We start from the raw sequence: 19,132 nt of genomic DNA on the forward strand, positions 1-19,132 counted from the left end.
GGCCTCAGCGGCGGCGGATGAACTGCTGTTCGATGACCTCGCGCCCCCATTGGCTGCCCGGCTTTTCATCGGCCAGCACGAAACCGGCCTGTTCATACAGATGCCGCGCGGCATCGAGCCCCCGGAAGGTCCACAGATGGGTTTCGCCGTAACCGGCGGCATCGGCGAAGGCCAGCGCCTGCTGCACCAATGCGCGGCCCAGCCCGGCGCCGCGCAGTTCGGCATCCAGGATGAACCAGCGCAGATGGGCGATGCCGGGGCCAAGATCTTCACCGTCGATGGCGATGGTGCCCAGCACGCGGTCCTGCCGCATCACCCGCCAGAACCGGTTGCAGGGCCGATCCATCCGCCCGGCGAAATCGGCCAGACCGGCGGCCAGAACCGCCTCGAACGGGCGGCCAAAACCGGCAAAAGCGGCATAATGGCGGGCGTGCAATTCGATGCAGCGGGCCAGCGCGCCGGGCAGATAGCCGGTTTCGATGACCGCAGGCGGCAGCGGCGCATCCGTCAGGGCCGTGGCGTAAAGGCCAAGCCCGGTGCGGACCTGAAGCGCCTCGGCCTCGGTCAGGCGGGCCAGCGCGCTGGCGACCTGGGCCCGGCCAAAGGCGTGGATGGCGGCGCAGCGGTCCTGCCCCTGCGGGGTCAGGCTCAGCCATTTCAGCCGCCCGTCCGCCTCGCCCGGTTCTTCGCGCACATCGCCCCGGGCCACCAGCCGCCGCAGCATCCGGCTGACCGACGAGCGGTCAAGCTGCAGCACCGTTGCCAGAACCCCCGCCGTCAGACGCCCCCGCGCGCCGATTTCCAGCAGGGCATGGACGGCAGAGGCCGGCAGATCGGTGCCCGCCAGCCCCGACCGCAGGAAGCCCAGGGCGCGGACCACCTGACGCGAGGCGTCGCGGATCGGTTCGATATGGGTGGCAGAGGGCTGGGTCATCGGCGGGCCAATCAGTTGCATCATGCAACAGTCTAGCGGGATGAAACAGAAAATCTACCGGATTTCTGCGCGGTATGGTCGGTGGGCGTGCGCCAGCCATGGGGCCAGACGCTGCGGACGCGGGAGGCTTGCGCGACGGGGGGAGGACGGGCACAACTGCGGGATGCGGGGGGGGCTCGGATGGCGCGGTTGAGGACGGTTCAGGAGTTTCTGGCGCTGGAAGGGGATGAGGCCCCGACGCCTGCGGAACTGAAGTTGGTTGAGGCGTGCCGGGCGGGGGAACAGTGTGTGCTGGGGGATGGCACGCGCCCCGAGGTGGACAGCCCGGAACGGCGGGTAAGGGCGGAATTGCTGCGGCTGCTGATTTTGGGCGGGACGGAGGGGTGTGGGCTGCATGAGTCCGGGGTCTGGATGGAAGGGGCTTGGATCACTGGGACGCTGGATTTGCGGTTTGTGCAAGGGCGCGGGAGGGTGGTGTTGAACGCGTGCTTTTTTGTGGAAAAGCCCGTTTTCGACCATTCAACGCTTTCTTTGCTGTCGATGAATGACAGCATATTCCCCGGCTTGTCAGCGTCAAACCTGAGAGTCTCAAGCGATTTCTTGCTGTGCAATGCGAAAGTGCGAGGGAACATCACGCTGACCAAGGCACAGATCGGCGGCAACGCAAGTCTGACCAAGGCTCACTTTGACGTAGACCACGTCGATTGGAATGATGTGAGCGCATTTTATGCGCAGGGGATCAGTATCGGAGGAAGTCTGATCCTTCAAGGTGTGAACATTCATAGTGGGTCTGTGGACATCAATGCTGCCGAGATTGCAGGCCAAGTTGATTTCTCTGGAGCCAAGATTTTCGGGAACAGGAAGGAAAAGAATCTATCTGGCAGGAACAATACAAACCAGCGCGTTGCAGCCAGAACAATTCGCCACGAAGGGAGTGTCACACACGAGGACAACACCATACGCGTCCTGACGCCGACCAAAACCCGGCTTCATTCTGATCCCGCCGGGAAGTCCATCTTCGCGCAGGCTGCTCAAATTGGGGGCAGCCTATTGCTCAACAGGGCACAACTTTACGGCAGCTTGGATTTGAACGCGGCAGTGATCGGTGGGCAGCTATCATGTACACGACTGAATATCGACGGACATGGAGGACTCGCAATCAATGCGCAGGGTCTGTGTGTAGCTGGTGATGTAATACTCTGTGAAGCCGAGATCGAGGCGGGGGACATTTACCTGGCGGCGGCTCAGTTCGGCGGCCTGACAGACGACGTGGCGAGTTGGGAGAAATCCAAAGGCAGCGCGATGCTCGATGGCTTCACCTATGGCAGGATTTCAGGCGCACCCGTTGATGCTGAGTCGCGGCTGAAATGGCTGGGCAGATTCTCGACTTACGAGGGCAAGTTCTTTCCACAACCCTACACCCAACTTGCCAAGGTGCTGCGTGAGATGGGCCACAATCGAGCCGCGAGGCGGGTGTTGGCAGAGCGTGAGCGATTGTTGGGAGAGGCACAGTTCCGCGAGGACAAGGCACAACTGGCACAGTTATGGTCTCGCAGTCAGGCGGACGATCAACGTCTGGCGCAGACTGTTAAGAGCAATATTGGCAACCAGTGGATCAAAACCTGGTCCTCCCGGTGCTGGAACAAGACCATCGGCGCCTTGGTCGGATATGGCTATCTGCCGGAACGCGCGTTGATCTGGGCAACGGGGGCCACATTTCTGGCAATGCTGATCTACTTCGTCACTTGGCGCGCGGGCGGGATCGTGCCGGATTCGGATGTTGTGATGGTGTCGGCGGAATGGCACGCCGCGATGAAGGCCGATCCGGTGGCGCCTTCGGTGGTCTGGGCCAACGGCCCCAGCGGCACGCATTACGAGACGTTCAACGCCGGGGCCTATGCGCTGGATATTTTTCTGCCGATCATCGAGTTGGGGCAGGATGCGGCATGGGCCTCGACCACGACCTCGTGGCCGAAAACGCTTGTCTGGGGCTTTACATGGGGGCTGCAACTGTTCGGCTGGATTGTCAGCGCCCTTGGCGTGGCGGCGATCACCGGGATCATGCAGCGGGATCGGGAGTGAGTTTTTTGGCTTTTCTTTTCCCGCCGCCTCCGTATAGTCCGGCCCCATGAACACGGGTTTCCATATCGCTTCCAGCGCGCGCATCGGCGCCCCGGCCACCCGTGGCCTGCTTCTCCTTAGCTGCCTCTGAGCGTGCCCTTGGGTGCGACCGCTCGGAGGTGACCAGCGCCCAGGGATTGAAGCACGAGACAGAGACCAAGGATCACAGACATGACCACCGACAAAAGCGCGCAGCCCCGCGTATTGATTTTTGACACCACGTTGCGCGATGGCGAACAGTCGCCGGGTGCCACCATGACCCATGCCGAAAAGCTGGAAATCGCCCAGATGCTGGACGAGATGGGCGTGGACATCATCGAGGCGGGCTTTCCCATCGCCTCGGAAGGCGATTTCGCGGCGGTGAGCGAGATTGCCAAACGCAGCCAGAATTCGGTCATCTGCGGGCTGGCGCGGGCGAATTACAAGGATATCGACCGCTGCTGGGAGGCGGTGAAACACGCCGCCAAGCCGCGCATCCATACCTTCATCGGCACCTCGCCGCTGCACCGCGCCATTCCGAACCTGACCATGGACGAGATGGCCGAACGCATCCACGACACCGTGACCCATGCGCGCAACCTGTGCGACAATGTGCAATGGTCGGCGATGGATGCGACGCGGACCGAGCATGACTATCTGTGCCGGGTGGTGGAGATCGCGATCAAGGCGGGCGCCACCACGATCAACGTGCCCGACACCGTGGGCTATACCGCGCCGCGCGAAAGTGCCGATCTGATCCGCATGTTGCTGGAGCGGGTGCCGGGCGCGGACGGGGTGATCTTCTCGACCCATTGCCACAACGATCTGGGCATGGCGACGGCCAACAGTCTGGCGGCGGTGGAGGCCGGGGCGCGGCAGGTGGAATGCACCATCAACGGGCTGGGCGAACGCGCGGGCAATGCGGCGCTGGAAGAGGTGGTGATGGCGCTGAAGGTCAGGAATGACATCATGCCCTACCGCACCGGCATCGACACGACCAAGATTTTGAACCTGAGCCGCCGGGTTTCGACGGTTTCGGGCTTTGCGGTGCAGTTCAACAAGGCGATCGTGGGCAAGAATGCGTTTCTGCATGAAAGCGGCATCCATCAGGATGGCGTGCTGAAGAATGTGGAGACCTTCGAGATCATGCGGCCCGAGGATATCGGCCTGTTCGCCAAGAACATCGCCATGGGCAAGCATTCGGGCCGGGCAGCGCTGCGCGCCAAGCTGAAAGAGCTGGGGTTCGAGCTGGCCGACAACCAGTTGAACGATGTCTTCGTGCGGTTCAAGGCTTTGGCCGACCGCAAGAAAGAGGTCTATGACGACGATCTGGTGGCGTTGATGCAGGATCAGGGCACGTCGGAGGCGCATGACACCTTGCAGGTGAAGCGGCTGCGCGTGGTCTGTGGCACCGAAGGGCCGCAGGAAGCCGAGCTGACGCTGAGCATCGACGGGGTGGACCATGCGATTGACGCCACGGGCGACGGGCCGGTGGATGCGGCATTCAATGCGGTGAAGATGCTGTATCCCCACGGGGCGCGGCTGCAACTGTATCAGGTGCATGCGGTGACCGAGGGCACCGATGCGCAGGCCACGGTGTCGGTGCGGATCGAGGAGGAGGGTCGGATTGCCACCGGCCAGTCGGCGGATACCGATACTGTGGTGGCCAGCGTGAAGGCCTATGTCAACGCGCTGAACCGGCTGATCGAGCGGCGCAAGAAGAGCAATCCGGGCGACGATACCAAGTCGGTCAACTACCGCGACGCCTCGTAAGGGGATCTGGCAGAGCGGGCAGGCAGGCCTGCCCGCGCGACTTTTCTCCGGGGGTGCGGCGTTGCCGCGCCCCCGGTTTCGTTTGAGTATTTGGGCCAGGGTGAAAGGGATTGGCGGAGGTTATTCGATTTGTGCAGTTTTGTAGCGATTATGGTGTCAGATTTTGGCTTTAATGTTTGAAAAATGCAGGCCCTTGCGGCACACGCGGAATTGTGCCGCAGGTGCAGGAAGCAGGGTTTCGCTGCGGCTGCGCTGTCTTTATATGAAGGCGCCCGGCTTGGAATGACCTGAGTCGCGGGCCAAACCGCTTTTGCAATTGAAGGACCCTGTCCGCATGTCACTCACCGGCCTGTTCTCGTCGGATATGGCGATCGACCTCGGCACCGCGAATACGCTGGTGTATATCCGCGGCAAGGGGATCGTTCTGAACGAGCCTTCCGTGGTCGCCTATCATGTGAAGGACGGCAAGAAACAGGTTCTGGCCGTGGGCGAGGATGCCAAGCTGATGCTGGGACGCACGCCCGGCTCCATCGAGGCGATCCGGCCGATGCGCGACGGGGTGATTGCCGATTTCGACAGCGCGGAGGAAATGATCAAGCATTTCATCCGCAAGGTGCACAAGCGCACGACCTTCAGCAAGCCGAAGATCATCGTCTGCGTGCCGCATGGCGCAACGCCGGTGGAAAAGCGGGCGATCCGCAATTCGGTGTTGCAGGCGGGGGCGCGGCGCGCCGGGCTGATTGCCGAGCCGATTGCGGCAGCGATTGGCGCAGGGATGCCGATCACCGAACCCACCGGCAGCATGGTGGTGGATATTGGCGGCGGCACGACCGAAGTGGCGGTGCTGTCGTTGGGCGACATCGTTTATGCGCGGTCTGTGCGCGTCGGCGGCGACCGGATGGATGAGGCGATCATCAGCTATCTGCGCCGCCACATGAACCTGCTGATCGGGGAATCGACCGCCGAGCGGATCAAGACCTCCATCGGCACGGCGCGGATGCCCGATGACGGGCGCGGCGCCAGCCTGACCATTCGCGGGCGCGACCTGCTGAACGGTGTGCCGAAAGAGACGGAAATCAATCAGGCGCAGGTGGCCGAGGCGCTGGCCGAACCCGTGCAGCAGATCTGCGATGCGGTGATGCAGGCGCTGGAAACCACGCCGCCCGATCTGGCGGCGGATATCGTGGACCGGGGCGTGATGCTGACCGGCGGCGGCGCGCTGCTGGGCGATCTGGATCTGGCGCTGCGCGAGCAGACCGGGTTGTCGATCTCGGTCGCCAACGAGCCGCTGAACTGCGTGGCGCTGGGCACCGGCAAGGCGCTGGAATATGAAAAGCAACTGCGCCACGTCATCGACTACGACAGCTGATCGCACCAGACCCCTAGCCGTGTGAGGGCCGAGAGTGGCACGCAACCGGACATCACCGGAAGATTTCGTCCGCCCGGTCCGGCGCATCCTGATCGGGTTGCTGGCGCTGGTGCTACTGGCGCTGTTCCTGCTGTGGCGCATCGACAGCCCGCGGGTGGAGCGGTTCCGCACCGCGCTGGTGGACCGGGTGGTGCCCAGTTTCGACTGGGCGATGCTGCCGGTAACCAAGGCGGCGGAAATGGTGCAGGGCTTTCAGTCCTATACCAAGCTGTATGAACAGAATCAGGATCTGCGGCAGGAATTGCAGCAGATGCGGGTGTGGAAAGAGGCCGCGCTGCGGCTGGAGCAGCAGAATGCCAAGCTGCTGGGCCTCAATCAGGTGCGGCTGGACCCGAAGCTGACCCATATCACCGGGGTGGTGCTGGCCGATAGCGGCAGCCCGTTCCGGCAATCGGTGCTGCTGAACGTGGGCGCGCGCGACGGGGTGCGCGACGGTTGGGCGGCGATGGATGGCATCGGGCTGGTGGGGCGGATTTCCGGCGTGGGGCGGCAGACCAGCCGGGTGATCCTGCTGACCGACTCCAACAGCCGGATTCCGGTGGTGGTGCAGCCTTCGGGGCAAAAGGCGATGCTGTCGGGCGACAACACCCCTGCCCCGCCGCTGGATTATCTGGAAAAGCCCGATCTGGTGCGCCCCGGCGATCAGGTGGTGACCTCGGGCGATGGCGGGGTGTTTCCGGCGGGCTTGCTGGTCGGCGCCGTGGCGCAGGGGCCGGACCGGCGGCTGCGGGTGCTGTTAAGCGCGGATTACGAGCGGCTGGAGTTTTTGCGCGTGCTGCGCAGCCATGAGCTGGCGCCGCTGACCGACCCCGGGAGCCTTGTCGCACCGCCGCTGGCGCCCGAGGTGATCGGGCCGCAGCCGCCCGAGGCGGAAGTGGATGCCGAGCAGGCCGAGGGCGACAATGGTTGACCCGCTGCGCCGCGACGTGCTGCTGCATCGCGGGATTTTTGTTGCGGTGGCGCTGGTGCTGATCTTCCTGCGGCTGCTGCCGATGGGCAGCGAGGCAGGGCGGTTGCCGGGGCCTGATCTGCTGATGTGCCTGATCCTGGCCTGGGTGCAGCGGCGCCCCGATTACCTGCCCGCGCTGCTGATCGTGGCGGTGGTGCTGTTCGAGGATCTGCTGCTGATGCGCCCGCCGGGGCTGTGGACGGCGATGATGTTGCTGGGCACCGAGGTGCTGCGCTCGCGGCTCGCACTGACGCGTGAGTTGAGTTTTCTCGTGGAATGGCTTTTCATTTCAGCGCTGATGCTGGCGATGTTTCTGGGCTATCGCATGGGCTTTGCGATGACCTTCCTGCCACAGGTCGGGTTTGGCTATGCGCTGGCGCAGGTGGTGGCCTCGATCCTGTTCTATCCGCTGGTCGTATGGCTGAGCCATGTGACGCTGGGGGTGCACAAGCCGGGGATGGGGGAAGTGGACGAGATGGGACGCAGGCTATGAGACGCACGCCGCGCGATACCGAGGAAAGCGCCCGCAAGATCCGCCGCCGCGCCCTGCTGATGGGTGGGGCGATGGCAGGATTCGTCGCCGTGCTGGGCGGGCGGATGCGCTATCTGCAGATCGACCAGGCGGATGAATTCCGGCTGCTGGCCGAGGAAAACCGCATCAACATCCGGCTGATTCCGCCGGCGCGCGGGTTGATTCTGGATCGCAACGGCAAGCTTATTGCCGGGAACGAGCAGAATTACCGCGTGGTGATCACCCGCGAGGCGGCGGGCGATGTGGAACTGGTGCTGAAGCGGCTGGCGACCATCGTGCCGCTGACAGAGGACGAGATCGGCAAGACGCTGAAAGAAGTGGAGCGGCGGTCGTCCTTCGTGCCGATCACCGTGGCGGACCGGCTGAGCTGGGACGATTTCTCGAAGATCTCGATCAACGCGCCCACCCTGCCCGGCGTCACCCCCGAGGTGGGGTTGAGCCGGGTCTATCCGCTGGACAGCGATTTCGCGCATGTGGTGGGCTATGTCGGCCCGGTGTCGGAAAAGGATCTGGCGGGGATCGAAAATCCCGATCCGGTGTTGCAGATCCCCAAGTTCCAGATCGGCAAGATCGGGGTTGAACGCTGGCAGGAAGATGTGCTGCGCGGCCATGCCGGGCAGAAGCGCATCGAGGTGAACCATGTCGGCCGCGTCATGCGCGAGCTGGAGCGGCAGGAGGGCACGCCGGGCGCCAATATCCGGCTGACCATCGACGCCGATATCCAGAATTTCGCGCAGGTCCGGCTGGGCGAGGAGAGTGCGGCGGCGGTGGCGATGGATGTGCAGAATGGCGACATTCTGGCCATCGCCTCGGCGCCCTCGTTCGACCCGAACCTGTTCGTGCGCGGCATCAGCCAGGCCGATTATTCGGTGCTGATGGAGAATGACCACCGCCCGCTGGCCAACAAGGCGGTGCAGGGCGCCTATCCGCCGGGATCGACCTTCAAGATGGTCACCGGGCTGGCGGCGCTGGCAGCGGGGGCGATCACGCCGCAGACCTCTGTCTATTGCCCGGGGCATTACGAGGTGGGCACGCGGCGCTTTCACTGCTGGAAGCGCGGCGGGCATGGCACCGTGGCGCTGAATGACGCGCTGGGGCAAAGCTGCGACGTGTATTTCTATGACATCGCGCAGCGGGTGGGCATCGACAAGATCGCCGAGATGGGCCGGTTGCTGGGGCTGGGGCAGCGCCATGCGCTGCCGATGTCGGCGATCACCGACGGGGTGATGCCGGACAAGGCGTGGAAGCAACAGCGCTATGGCCAGGACTGGCGGGTGGGGGACACGATCAACGCCTCGATCGGGCAAGGCTATGTGCTGGCCTCGCCGCTGCAACTGGCGGTGATGGCGGCGCGGATTGCCAGCGGGCGGGCGGTGGAGCCGCGGCTGATCCATATGGTGGACAATACGCCGGTGGCGGTGGCCGAGGCGGCGGTGCTGCCGGTGGAACCGGGGTTCCTCGATGGCGTGCGGCGCGGCATGTACGAGGTGATGAACGGCGCGCGGGGCACGGCGAAATCGTCGCGCATCGCCGATGACAGCCTGTTGATGGCGGGCAAGACCGGCACGGCGCAGGTGCGCAACATCTCCACCGCCGAACGCGCCTCGGGCGTGGTGTCGAACGACCAGTTGCCCTGGGAGCGGCGCGACCATGCGCTGTTCGTCTGCTATGCGCCCTATGACAATCCGCGCGTGGCGGTGTCGGTGGTGGTGGAACATGGCGGCGGCGGGTCAACCGTGGCGGCGCCGATCGCGCGGGATATCCTGCTGCGCTGCCTGACCGGCGGCATCCCGCCGCTGAGCGCCTATCCGGCGGCGCAGCGCGGGCGGATCGAGACGCAGTTCAAGGAAATGAAGCTGCGCGACACGGGCGAAGCGGCCCCCGTCAAATCGCGCGCGTGAGGCCGGCATGAGCTTTCTGGAATATCGCATCAAGACCGCGCCGACCGGGCTGCGCAAGGTGCTGCATCTGAACTGGCCGCTGGTGCTGCTGATCACCGCCGTCTCGTCGGTGGGGTTCCTGATGCTCTATTCGATTTCGGGCGGCCGGATCGAGGTCTGGGCCGAGCCGCAGATGAAGCGCTTCGGCGTGGGCATGGCGCTGATGTTCATCGTGGCCTTCACGCCGATCTGGTTCTGGCGCAACATGTCGGTGCTGGCCTATCTGGTGTCCCTGGCGCTGCTGCTGGTGGTGGAGTTCTTCGGGCGCGTCGGCATGGGGGCGCAGCGCTGGATCGAGCTTGGGCCGCTGGTCTTGCAGCCGTCCGAGATGATGAAGTTCACGCTGGTGATGATGCTGGCGGCCTATTACGACTGGCTGGACCCGAAGAAAGTGTCGCGCCCGCTGTGGGTGCTGCTGCCGGTGGTGCTGACGGTGGTGCCGACGATCCTCGTGCTGATGCAGCCGAACCTTGGCACCTCGATCATGCTGCTGCTGGCGGGGGCGGCGGTGATGTTCTGCGCCGGGGTCAGCTTCTGGTATTTCGCGGGGGTGGCGGGGCTGGCGGGCAGCGCGATCTTCGGGGTGTTCTATTTCCGCGGCACGCCCTGGCAGTTCCTGCATGATTACCAGTATCGCCGGATCGACACCTTCCTTGACCCCACGGCGGACCCGCTGGGGGCGGGCTACAACATCATTCAGGCCCAGATCGCGCTGGGATCGGGGGGCTGGGCCGGCAAGGGGTTCATGCAGGGCACGCAGTCGCGGCTGAACTTCCTGCCGGAAAAGCATACCGACTTCATCTTCACCACGCTGGCCGAGGAATTCGGGTTCGTGGGGGCGTTCTCCTTGCTGGCGCTGTATGCCGGGATCATCGCCTTCTGCGTGATTTCGGCGCTGCAGAACCGCGACCGCTATTCACAACTGCTGATCCTCGGCGTCGCCGCCAACCTGTTCTTCTATATCGCGGTGAACCTGTCGATGGTGATGGGCATGGCGCCGGTGGTGGGGGTGCCGCTGCCCTTGCTGTCTTACGGCGGCTCGGCCATGCTGGTGCTGCTGGTGGGCTTCGGGCTGGTGCAAAGCGCCCATGTGCATCGCCCGCGCTGAGCGGCGCAAGAAAGAATGAGTATTTGGGCCAGGGTGAATAGGCAAACCGCGTCCTTTTCATCCTGGCAAAAATACTCAAAAAAAGCGGGCCGGGCCGGGGGCGCCGGTGGCAGTGAGGGAACAACAGATGACAGTCGTGCTGTTTGCGGCGGGGGCGGCGCTTTGGCCGGAATATGAGGCGCCGCTGCGGCGGGCGCTGGCCGAGGCCGGGCTGGCGGTGGATCTGGTCTGCGCGGCGGCACCGGAGGCGGTGGATTACATCATCTATGCGCCGGGCAGCCCCGTGCAGGATTTCACGCCCTACACCCGCTGCAAGGCGGTGCTGAACCTCTGGGCGGGGGTGGAGCGGATCGTGGGCAATGCGACGCTGGTGCAGCCGCTGTGCCGGATGGTCGATCCGGGGCTGACCGAGGGCATGGTGGAATATGTGGTGGGGCATGTGCTGCGCCATCATCTGGGGATGGATCGTTATATTCTGGGCGCCAAAGGCTGGGAGCAGATCGTGCCGCCCCTGGCGCGCGAGCGTCGGGTGGCGGTGCTGGGTCTGGGCGCATTGGGGCTGGCCTGCGCGCGGGCGCTGGCGGCACTGAATTTCGCGGTGGAGGGCTGGAGCCGCAGCGCAAAGCCGGGGCTGGGGATTGCTGCGGCGCATGGTGACGCGGGGCTGGAGGCGGTGTTGCGCCGGGCCGAGATCGTGGTGACGTTGTTGCCGAAGACGGCAGAGACGGAAAACCTGCTGGATGCGCGGCGGCTGGGCTGGTTGCCGGAGGGCGCGGTGATCATCAATCCGGGGCGCGGCGCGCTGATCGACGATGACGCCTTGCTGGCGGCGCTGGAGGCCGGGCGGCTGGGCCATGCGACGCTGGATGTGTTCCGGGTGGAGCCCTTGCCCGAGGATCATCCGTTCCGCGCCCATCCGCGCGTGACGGTGACGCCGCATATCGCCGCCGACACGCGGGCCAGTTCGGCGGCGCGGGTGGTGGTGGAGAATATCCGCCGGGGCGAGGCGGGTCTGCCGCTGCTGCATGTGGTGGACCGCGCGCGGGGCTATTGAACGCGGCGCGGCGTGGGCCTAGATTGGCGCTGCGCAGGGTGCGCTGATGGAGCTTTGATGCCGGAGATTGTGGGAAACCTCTGAGCCCCTCGGGGAATTGAGGGGCAAGGACTGACGGGCCGGGCCGCGGCATGCGGGCGGGCGCGTGGTTTTGCATATCCACAGGCATCTTCCATGAATATCTCCAGACTTGAACAGCGGGTGCTTCATGCGCTCGCCCAAGGCGGTTGCATCCGCCACGAACGCGGCGCCGGGCGCCGGATCGCAGAGGTGTTGTGCGTCACGCGCGACGGGCTGATTCTGGCCGATTGCACGCTGGCGCTGTTTCACACGCTGCGGCGCAAGCGGCTGATCGGATCGGAACAGGGCGCGCCCTATCGCATCACGCGGTTGGGCCGGATTTCGGTGCGGTCACAACCCGACAACCGCTGACGCGGACGGGACAGACGCCCCCTGCCCTGCCCGCCATGGTGGCGGCGCGCGGCAGGGGGCGGATGATGCGATACGGAACGGGTGTGGCGTTGGTGGTGCTGGCCGGGGTGGTCTGGTCGGTGCAGGGGCTGATCGTGCGCAACATCGCCGAGGCGGGCACCTGGGCGGTGCTGTTCTGGCGGTCGCTGGGCATGGTGCCGGTGTTGGTGGCCTTTATCGGCTGGCGGTCGGGCGGTCGGGTGATCGCGGCGATGCGGGCGGCGGGGCTGACCGGGGTGCTGGGCGGGCTGGCGCTGGTCTTTGCCTTTGGTGGCGCGATCTATGCCTTGCAGACCACGACCGTCGCCATGGCGGTGTTCCTGTTTTCCGCCTCGCCCTTTGCGGCGGCGGTGCTGGGCTGGCTGGTGCTGCGCGAGCCGGTGCGCGGCGCCACCTGGGGGGCAATCGGGCTGGCGGCCTTTGGCATCCTGTTGATGGTGCGCGAAGGGCTGGCGATGGGGGCGATGGCGGGCAATGTCGCGGCGCTGCTGTCGGGACTGGGCTTTGCCGGGTTCACCGTGACGCTGCGCTGGGGCAAGCTGGCCGACATGATGCCTGCCGCCGTCTGGGGCGGGGTGTTTTCGGCGGCGAGCAGTGCGCTGGTGGTGCTGGCACTGCCGGGCGAGACGCTGGCCGCCCCGGTGCCTGATATTGCGCTGTCGATCGCCATGGGGGCGGTGACGCTGGCCGGGGGCATGGTGCTGTATACGCTGGGCAGCCGGGTGTTGCCTGCGGCGGAGTTGACGCTGCTGAGCCTGATCGAGGTGATGCTGGCGCCGGTCTGGGTCTGGCTGGCGCTGGACGAGGTGGCAAGCCGGGGCACGCTGATCGGTGGTGCGGTGCTGATGGCAGCGGTACTGGTCAATGCCGGGTCGGGGATGATGCGGCGCAAGTCCCCGGCGGCAGGGCTGACCTGACGCCGGTTCTGGCCTGCGCGGCCACTCGGCGCACGCATGGCTGCCCGAGATTGTATCGCAGGCTGAATCGGGCCATGCTGGTGGCGTGAAGATGCAGGAGAGCGCTATGGTCGAGGTCACGCTGCGGCTGAACAGCCCCGGATTTCATTTTGATGTCCGCCAGATCAATCTGAGCGAAGCCCATTTTCAGAGCGATGCGGTGTCGCTGACGGACCGGACCGGCGAGACCTTGGGGCCGGTGGATCTGGCCGGAGTTCTGGAATGGTCTTTCGTTGCGTCGGACAGTCTGACGCGCCAAGGGCTGTGGAATGTGCAGGACTTCGTGTTCGGCCCGGGCAATACGCTTGCCGGGGGCACGATCACCGAGTTTCTGACCCTGCGCCAGATCGGTGCCGCGCCGGTGACCGTGGTGGACATGGTGATGCGCGGGCTGTCGATTTCGGCGGTGGCGTTTCAGGCGGCGATCGACACGGTGGATGATCCGCTGGACGACCGGGCGCTGTTTGCGGCGGCTCTGGCCGGGGATGATGTGATCCGGCTGGGCGACCACAATGACCGTTTTGCCGGGATGGGCGGGGATGACTATCTGCGCGGGCATGGTGGCACGGATCGCCTGTTCGGCGGCGCAGGCGCCGATCTGCTGGTGGGCGACGGCGGCAATGACGTGCTGAAGGGTGGCAAAGGGTATGACCTGTTCGACGGCGGCGCCGGGGCAGATGTGATCGTGACCGGCGCCGGGCGTGACGATGTGCTGCTGTGGGCCGATAGCGGCTGGGATGTTGTGACCGATTTCACAGATCAGCGCGACCAGATCAGGATGGACATCCGCCGCGCGGATTTCGGTGATGTCCACATCGCAGACGGGGCCGAGGGCGCTGTCATCAGCTATGGCGCGGCGCAGCTGACGCTGCTGGGGGTTGATGCCGACCGTATCGACATACACGACTTCTTCTTCATCGGCTGAGCGTCTGGCGCGGCCGTGCCGCCGAAGGGTCAGCGCGCCCGGCGGAAGAAGCGCGAGCGGTCATACAGCGCCTCCAGCCGTTTCAGGCGGCCTTCGGTCTGATCCCATGTCAGGGTCTGCACCGAGGCGAGCAGGGTTTCCACCAGAACCGAGATCGACACCGTGCTGTCCCAGGCGCTTGGCGCCTCGATATGGCAGGCCAGGGTGTGGCGGGCATGGGCGGCGGCGGGGCTGACCCAGCGGTCGGTGAGCAGGATGACCTCGGCCCCCTGTTCCACCGCCAGTTCCACCAGTTGCAGGACAGAGTTTTCATAGCGGCGGATGTCGAACACCAGCAGCACATCGCCGCGCTGCATGTCCAGCAGCGCGGGCGGCCAGGTGTTGGACAGGCCCGACAGCAGCGTGACCGAGGGGCGGACCACCTTCATCAGCGTCACGAAGTAATCGGCCAGCGCATGGGTGATGCGCCCGCCCATGGCAAAGACCGCGCGGTTGCGGTCGGCCAGCAGGGCGGCGGCGGCGTCGAACTCGGCATGGTCGATCTGGCCCAGCGTGGCTTGCAGGTTGGACACCACGGCATCGGCGAAACGGTTGAGGATATGGGTATCGGGCACGCCCCCGGCCCAACGGTCATGCTTGGCAAGCGGCGAGACGAGCATCGCCTCCACCTCGCCGCGCAGGGCGTTCTGGTAATCGGGGTAGCCCTTGTAGCCCAGCTTCTGGCACAGGCGCACGACGGTGGGGGTGGAGACTTCGGCCGCCTTGGCCAGCGCGGTGATCGAGCCCAGCGCGGCGACGGGGAAGTTTTTCAGGATATGAGTGGCAAGCTGCCGTTCGGCCCGCGTCAGATCAGGCAGCGCGCTGCGCATGATGTCTTCGATGGTCAGTTCCACACCCATCGCGCCCCCTTTGCGCTGCGTTCTGCGGCCAGTCTGCACCGGCCAGTCTGCACCGGATCGGAAAACTTTGTAACAGAAAATCAGCAGAAGAAAAATTCTTGACAGAGACCGGGGCGACGGTGGACGCTGGGCAGGTCAACAGGGAAGACTCGCAGCAATGACTGCACCGGAACCGGATCAGAACGGGCTGTTTCAGCCCGTTATCGAGATATGCGCGACGGGCGGGGATGTGATCCTGGTCTGCGAGCATGCGTGCAACGCCTTTCCCGCGCCCTGGGGCGACCTGGGGCTGAGCGGCGCCGAACGGCAGGCGCATATCGCCTGGGATCCGGGCGCGCTGGGGCTGATGCGCGGGCTGGCGCGGCGGCTGGGGGCAACCACGGTTCATGCGACGGTCAGCCGGTTGATCTATGATTGCAACCGCGCGCCCGACATGGCCGGGGCGATGCCCGCGCGGTCGGAAACCTTTGCCGTGCCGGGCAATGCCGCGATCAGCGCGGCGGAACGGGCGGCGCGGACGGCGGCGATCTATGTGCCGTTCCACGCCGGGCTTCATGCGCTGATCGTGCAGCGGATCGCGCTGGGGCGGCGGCCGGTGGTGATCACCATCCACAGCTTTACCCCGGTCTATTTCGGGCAGCGGCGCGATGTGGAATTCGGCGTGATCCATGATGCCGACCCGGCGCTGGCCCGGACGATTCTGGCCGAGGCGGAGGCGCGCGGCGGTCTGGTCTGCGGGCTGAACGCCCCCTATTCGGCGGCGGATGATGTGACCCATACGCTGCGCCTGCAGGCCACGCCTTACGGGCTGGCCAATGCCATGCTGGAGATCCGCAACGATCTGATCGCCAGCCCCGCGGCAGAGGAGGCGATGGCCGAACGGCTGGCCCCTGCCCTTTCCGCGGCGATTGCCGCTTTGACCGCAACCGCAAAGGCAGGGTGACAGATGCCGCGATGGAGTGTTGCTTTCGTCAGGATCGTGGACCGGATGAATTACGGGGTCGGGCGGTTCGCCATGTACCTGTTGTTCGTGCTGATGGGCATCCTGATGTGGTCCACCATTTCCAAGGTGGCGTTCACGCCGTCTTACTGGACGCTGGAAATGGCGCAGTTCGCCATGGTCGCCTATTACATTCTGGGCGGGCCTTATTCGATGCAACTGGCCAGCCATGTGCGCATGGATCTGGCCTATGCGAAATGGAGCGCGCGCAAGCGGGCCTGGGTGGATGCCTTCACCATTTTCGCGCTGATCGTCTATCTGGGGGTGATGCTGTGGGGGGCGCTTGACAGCCTTGGCTATTCGCTGGGCCTGACCTGGGAGGGCGGGGTGCCGCAGATCGGGCGGCTGGAACGCTCGCCCACCGCGTGGCGGCCCTACATGTGGCCGATCAAGAGCATCCTCTGCGTGGGGTTCCTGCTGATGCTGCTGCAATCCATCGCCTATTTCATTCGTGACATCGCCACCCTGCGCGGTGCGCCCATCCCCGGAGGCGACATCTGATGCCGCAGGAAATGATTGCCCTGCTGATGTTTTCGACCATGCTGCTGATGATGATCACCGGGCAGCGGGTGTTCGGGATCATCGGCTTTGTCGCCGTGGTCGCCTCGTTGGCGCTGTGGGGCACCGGGGCGCAGACCATGGGCTTTTCGGCGTCGATGAAGCTGATGAAATGGTATCCGATGCTGACGCTGCCGATGTTCGTCTTCATGGGCTATGTGATGAGCGAGACGCGGCTGGCCGAAGATCTGTACCGCATGTTCCATGTATGGTTCGGGCCGGTGCCGGGCGGGTTGGCGATTGGCACGATCCTGTTGATGGTGCTGATTTCGGCGATGAACGGGCTGTCGGTGGCGGGGATGGCGATCGGATCGACCATCGCGCTGCCGGAACTGCTGCGGCGGGGCTATGACAAGAAGATGGTGTCGGGGGTGATTCAGGCCGGGTCGAGCCTGGGTATCCTGATACCGCCTTCGGTGGTGCTGGTGCTGTATGCGATGATCGCGCGGGCGCCGGTGTCGCAGTTGTGGCTGGCGGGCATCGTGCCGGGGCTGCTGATGGCGGGGCTGTTCATCGTCTATATCTGGCTGCGCTGCACCTTGCAGCCGCAGCTTGGCCCGGCCCTGCCGCCGGACGAGCGGGCGATGATCACCTGGGGCGAGCGGTTCCGGCTGCTGAGCGCGGGCATCCTGCCGCTGCTGATCTTTGCTGCGATGATGATTCCGTTCATCATGGGCAAGACGAGCCTTGTGGAAAGTTCCGTCGTGGGCGTGGTGGTGACGGTGATTGCTGCGGTGATCAAGGGGCGCTTCACCCGGCAGGTGTTCGAGATCGCCACGCGGTCCACCCTTGCGATTTCGTGCATGTTCATGTGGATCATCCTTGCGGCGCTGTCGTTCGGGGCGGTGTTCGATGGGCTGGGCGCAGTGAAGGCCATTGAAGGGCTGTTCGTCGATCAGTTGCATATGGGCCCCTGGACGATCCTGATCCTGATGCAGCTCAGCTTTCTGGTCATGGGGATGTTTCTGGACGATACGGCGATGCTGGTGATCGTGGCGCCGCTGTATGTGCCGCTGGTGGCGACGCTGGATCTGGGGCTGCCGCAGGATCAGGTGCTGATCTGGTACGGGGTGCTGTATACGATCACCTGCCAGATTGCTTATCTGACGCCGCCCTTCGGCTATAACCTGTTCCTGATGCGGGCCTTTGCGCCGCCGGAAATCACCATGGGCGACATCTACAGTTCGGTCACGCCCTTCGTGCTGCTGATGGTCGCGGCGCTGGTGCTGGTGATGGTGTTCCCGCAGACGGCACTTTGGCTGCCGCAATATCTTTACCCGAAATGAAACGCGAAGGGTGGGCCAACCGCCCCCGAGGCAATTGCAAACCAACGGAGGTTCACGATGACGACGAGACGGAAGTTCCTGACCACCGGCGCGCTGGCCGGGGCCGCATCCCTTGCCGCCCCCGCCGTGGTGCGCGCCCAGGCGCCGATCAAATGGCGGATGCAGACCTATGCGGGTGCCGCCCTGGGCGAACATGTGATCAAGCCCGCGATCGAGGCATTCAACACCATTGCCAATGGCCAGATGGAGATCGAGCTTTACTATGCCGACCAGCTTGTGCCCACCGCCGAGCTGTTTCAGGCGATGCAATCAGGCACCATCGACTGCGTGCAGTCGGATGATGACAGCATGGCCTCGCCCACCGATGTGACGGTGTTCGGCGGCTATTTCCCGCTGGCGCTGCGCTATAGCCTCGATGTGCCGGCGCTGTTCACCAAATACGGGCTTAAGGCGATCTGGGAAGAAGAATATGCCAAGGTGGGCGTCAAGCACATCTCGGCCGGGTCTTGGGATCCGTGCAACTTTTCCACCAAGAAGCCGATCAACAGCCTGAAGGATCTGGAAGGGCTGCGCATCTTCACCTTCCCGACGGCCGGGCGGTTCCTGACGCAGTTCGGCGTGGTGCCGGTGACGCTGCCGTGGGAGGATGTGGAGGTCGCGCTGCAAACGGGCGAGCTGGACGGGCTGGCCTGGTCGGGGATCACCGAGGTTTACACGGTGGGCTGGGCCAATGTGACCGACTACTTCCTGACCAACAACATCTCGGGCGCGTGGATCGGGCATTTCTTCGCCAATATGGACCGCTGGAACGAAGTGCCGCCGCATCTGCAGAAGATGCTGGAGACGTGTTTCGAGCAGTCGCACTACTATCGCCAGCACTGGTATTGGGCGGGCGAGGCCGATCTGCGGATCAATGGCGGCAAGCTGAAGCTGACCACGATCCCGGATGCGGAATGGGCGACGGTGCAGGATGCCGCCGTGAAGTTCTGGGACGAGATCGCCGCCGAAAGCCCGGTGAAGGCCAAGGTGGTGGAAATCATCAAGAAGTACAACGAGACGATGGTGCAGGCAGGCCCGCCCTATCGCTATTGAGCGCCGTTCTGAACACGAGGGGGTGCGCATTGATTGCGCGCCCTCGCATTGCAAGATATGATCAAATTCAGGCCACATCGCGTGGCCGGAGGAGAGGAAGATGGCCGCTGATCTGCGCCCGGCCTC

General features: G+C 64.7%; 17 protein-coding genes. 15 read left to right on the top strand and 2 right to left on the bottom strand.

The features are described from left to right. Positions 1 to 4: 4 nt before the first annotated feature. A complete protein-coding gene (locus tag BMX43_RS12625; protein WP_091301935.1) occupies positions 5 to 958 on the bottom strand; it encodes a bifunctional helix-turn-helix transcriptional regulator/GNAT family N-acetyltransferase in 954 nt (317 codons plus the stop codon). A 156-nt stretch (positions 959 to 1,114) separates the two neighbouring features. On the opposite strand from BMX43_RS12625, the gene BMX43_RS12630 reads away from it, so the two are divergent. The 11 genes from BMX43_RS12630 (at position 1,115) to BMX43_RS12680 (ending at position 14,171) form a co-directional block, all read left to right on the top strand. Beyond that, entirely contained in the window at positions 1,115 to 3,016 is a 1,902-nt protein-coding gene (locus BMX43_RS12630) for a hypothetical protein (RefSeq protein ID WP_091301938.1), read from the top strand. Positions 3,017 to 3,226: 210 nt separating this feature from the next. Then, positions 3,227 to 4,807, top strand: coding sequence for a 2-isopropylmalate synthase (locus BMX43_RS12635; protein ID WP_091301943.1), 1,581 nt, complete (start codon positions 3,227 to 3,229; stop codon positions 4,805 to 4,807). A gap of 334 nt (positions 4,808 to 5,141) precedes the next feature. Then, the gene (locus tag BMX43_RS12640; protein WP_091301945.1) at positions 5,142 to 6,176 is read left to right on the top strand and encodes a rod shape-determining protein; all 1,035 of its coding nucleotides are present in this window, start codon (positions 5,142 to 5,144) and stop codon (positions 6,174 to 6,176) included. A gap of 34 nt (positions 6,177 to 6,210) precedes the next feature. Next, positions 6,211 to 7,146: a rod shape-determining protein MreC gene (gene mreC / locus BMX43_RS12645; RefSeq protein WP_091301947.1), complete on the top strand. Its 936-nt coding sequence runs from the start codon at positions 6,211 to 6,213 to the stop codon at positions 7,144 to 7,146. After that, positions 7,139 to 7,678: a rod shape-determining protein MreD gene (locus tag BMX43_RS12650; protein WP_091301949.1), complete on the top strand. Its 540-nt coding sequence runs from the start codon at positions 7,139 to 7,141 to the stop codon at positions 7,676 to 7,678. The genes mreC and BMX43_RS12650 overlap by 8 nt, the downstream gene beginning before the upstream one ends. Further along, a complete protein-coding gene (mrdA, locus tag BMX43_RS12655) occupies positions 7,675 to 9,618 on the top strand; it encodes a penicillin-binding protein 2 (RefSeq protein WP_091301951.1) in 1,944 nt (647 codons plus the stop codon). The genes BMX43_RS12650 and mrdA overlap by 4 nt, the downstream gene beginning before the upstream one ends. Positions 9,619 to 9,625: 7 nt before the next feature. Next, positions 9,626 to 10,765: a rod shape-determining protein RodA gene (rodA, locus tag BMX43_RS12660; protein WP_091301953.1), complete on the top strand. Its 1,140-nt coding sequence runs from the start codon at positions 9,626 to 9,628 to the stop codon at positions 10,763 to 10,765. 127 nt (positions 10,766 to 10,892) lie between these two features. Then, positions 10,893 to 11,819 carry a 2-hydroxyacid dehydrogenase gene (locus BMX43_RS12665; protein WP_091301955.1) on the top strand — a complete coding sequence of 309 codons (927 nt, stop codon included), beginning with the start codon at positions 10,893 to 10,895 and terminating at the stop codon, positions 11,817 to 11,819. A gap of 174 nt (positions 11,820 to 11,993) precedes the next feature. Continuing rightward, complete coding sequence (locus BMX43_RS12670) at positions 11,994 to 12,251, top strand: YjhX family toxin (RefSeq protein WP_091301957.1); 258 nt, start codon at positions 11,994 to 11,996, stop codon at positions 12,249 to 12,251. A gap of 65 nt (positions 12,252 to 12,316) precedes the next feature. After that, complete coding sequence (locus BMX43_RS12675; protein WP_091302201.1) at positions 12,317 to 13,207, top strand: DMT family transporter; 891 nt, start codon at positions 12,317 to 12,319, stop codon at positions 13,205 to 13,207. Between the two features lie 91 nt (positions 13,208 to 13,298). Beyond that, the gene (locus tag BMX43_RS12680; RefSeq protein WP_139201580.1) at positions 13,299 to 14,171 is read left to right on the top strand and encodes a calcium-binding protein; all 873 of its coding nucleotides are present in this window, start codon (positions 13,299 to 13,301) and stop codon (positions 14,169 to 14,171) included. Positions 14,172 to 14,200: 29 nt separating this feature from the next. Here BMX43_RS12680 and BMX43_RS12685 read toward each other — a convergent pair whose 3' ends face one another. Then, on the bottom strand, positions 14,201 to 15,070 hold the full coding sequence (locus BMX43_RS12685; RefSeq protein WP_091301961.1) for a MurR/RpiR family transcriptional regulator: 870 nt from the start codon (positions 15,068 to 15,070) through the stop codon (positions 14,201 to 14,203). Between the two features lie 157 nt (positions 15,071 to 15,227). On the opposite strand from BMX43_RS12685, the gene BMX43_RS12690 reads away from it, so the two are divergent. Genes BMX43_RS12690 through BMX43_RS12705 form a run of 4 tightly spaced genes read left to right on the top strand, consistent with a single transcriptional unit; the run spans position 15,228 to position 19,006 of the window. Further along, entirely contained in the window at positions 15,228 to 16,013 is a 786-nt protein-coding gene (locus BMX43_RS12690) for an N-formylglutamate amidohydrolase (protein WP_091301963.1), read from the top strand. 3 nt (positions 16,014 to 16,016) lie between these two features. Continuing rightward, complete coding sequence (locus tag BMX43_RS12695) at positions 16,017 to 16,571, top strand: TRAP transporter small permease subunit (RefSeq protein WP_091301964.1); 555 nt, start codon at positions 16,017 to 16,019, stop codon at positions 16,569 to 16,571. Next, positions 16,571 to 17,914, top strand: a complete 1,344-nt coding sequence (locus BMX43_RS12700) for a TRAP transporter large permease (protein ID WP_091301966.1) — start codon at positions 16,571 to 16,573, stop codon at positions 17,912 to 17,914. The genes BMX43_RS12695 and BMX43_RS12700 overlap by 1 nt, the downstream gene beginning before the upstream one ends. A 57-nt stretch (positions 17,915 to 17,971) precedes the next feature. After that, complete coding sequence (locus tag BMX43_RS12705; protein WP_091301967.1) at positions 17,972 to 19,006, top strand: TRAP transporter substrate-binding protein; 1,035 nt, start codon at positions 17,972 to 17,974, stop codon at positions 19,004 to 19,006. Positions 19,007 to 19,132: the final 126 nt, after the last annotated feature.

Source organism: Gemmobacter aquatilis (assembly GCF_900110025.1).
Taxonomy (GTDB): domain Bacteria; phylum Pseudomonadota; class Alphaproteobacteria; order Rhodobacterales; family Rhodobacteraceae; genus Gemmobacter; species Gemmobacter aquatilis.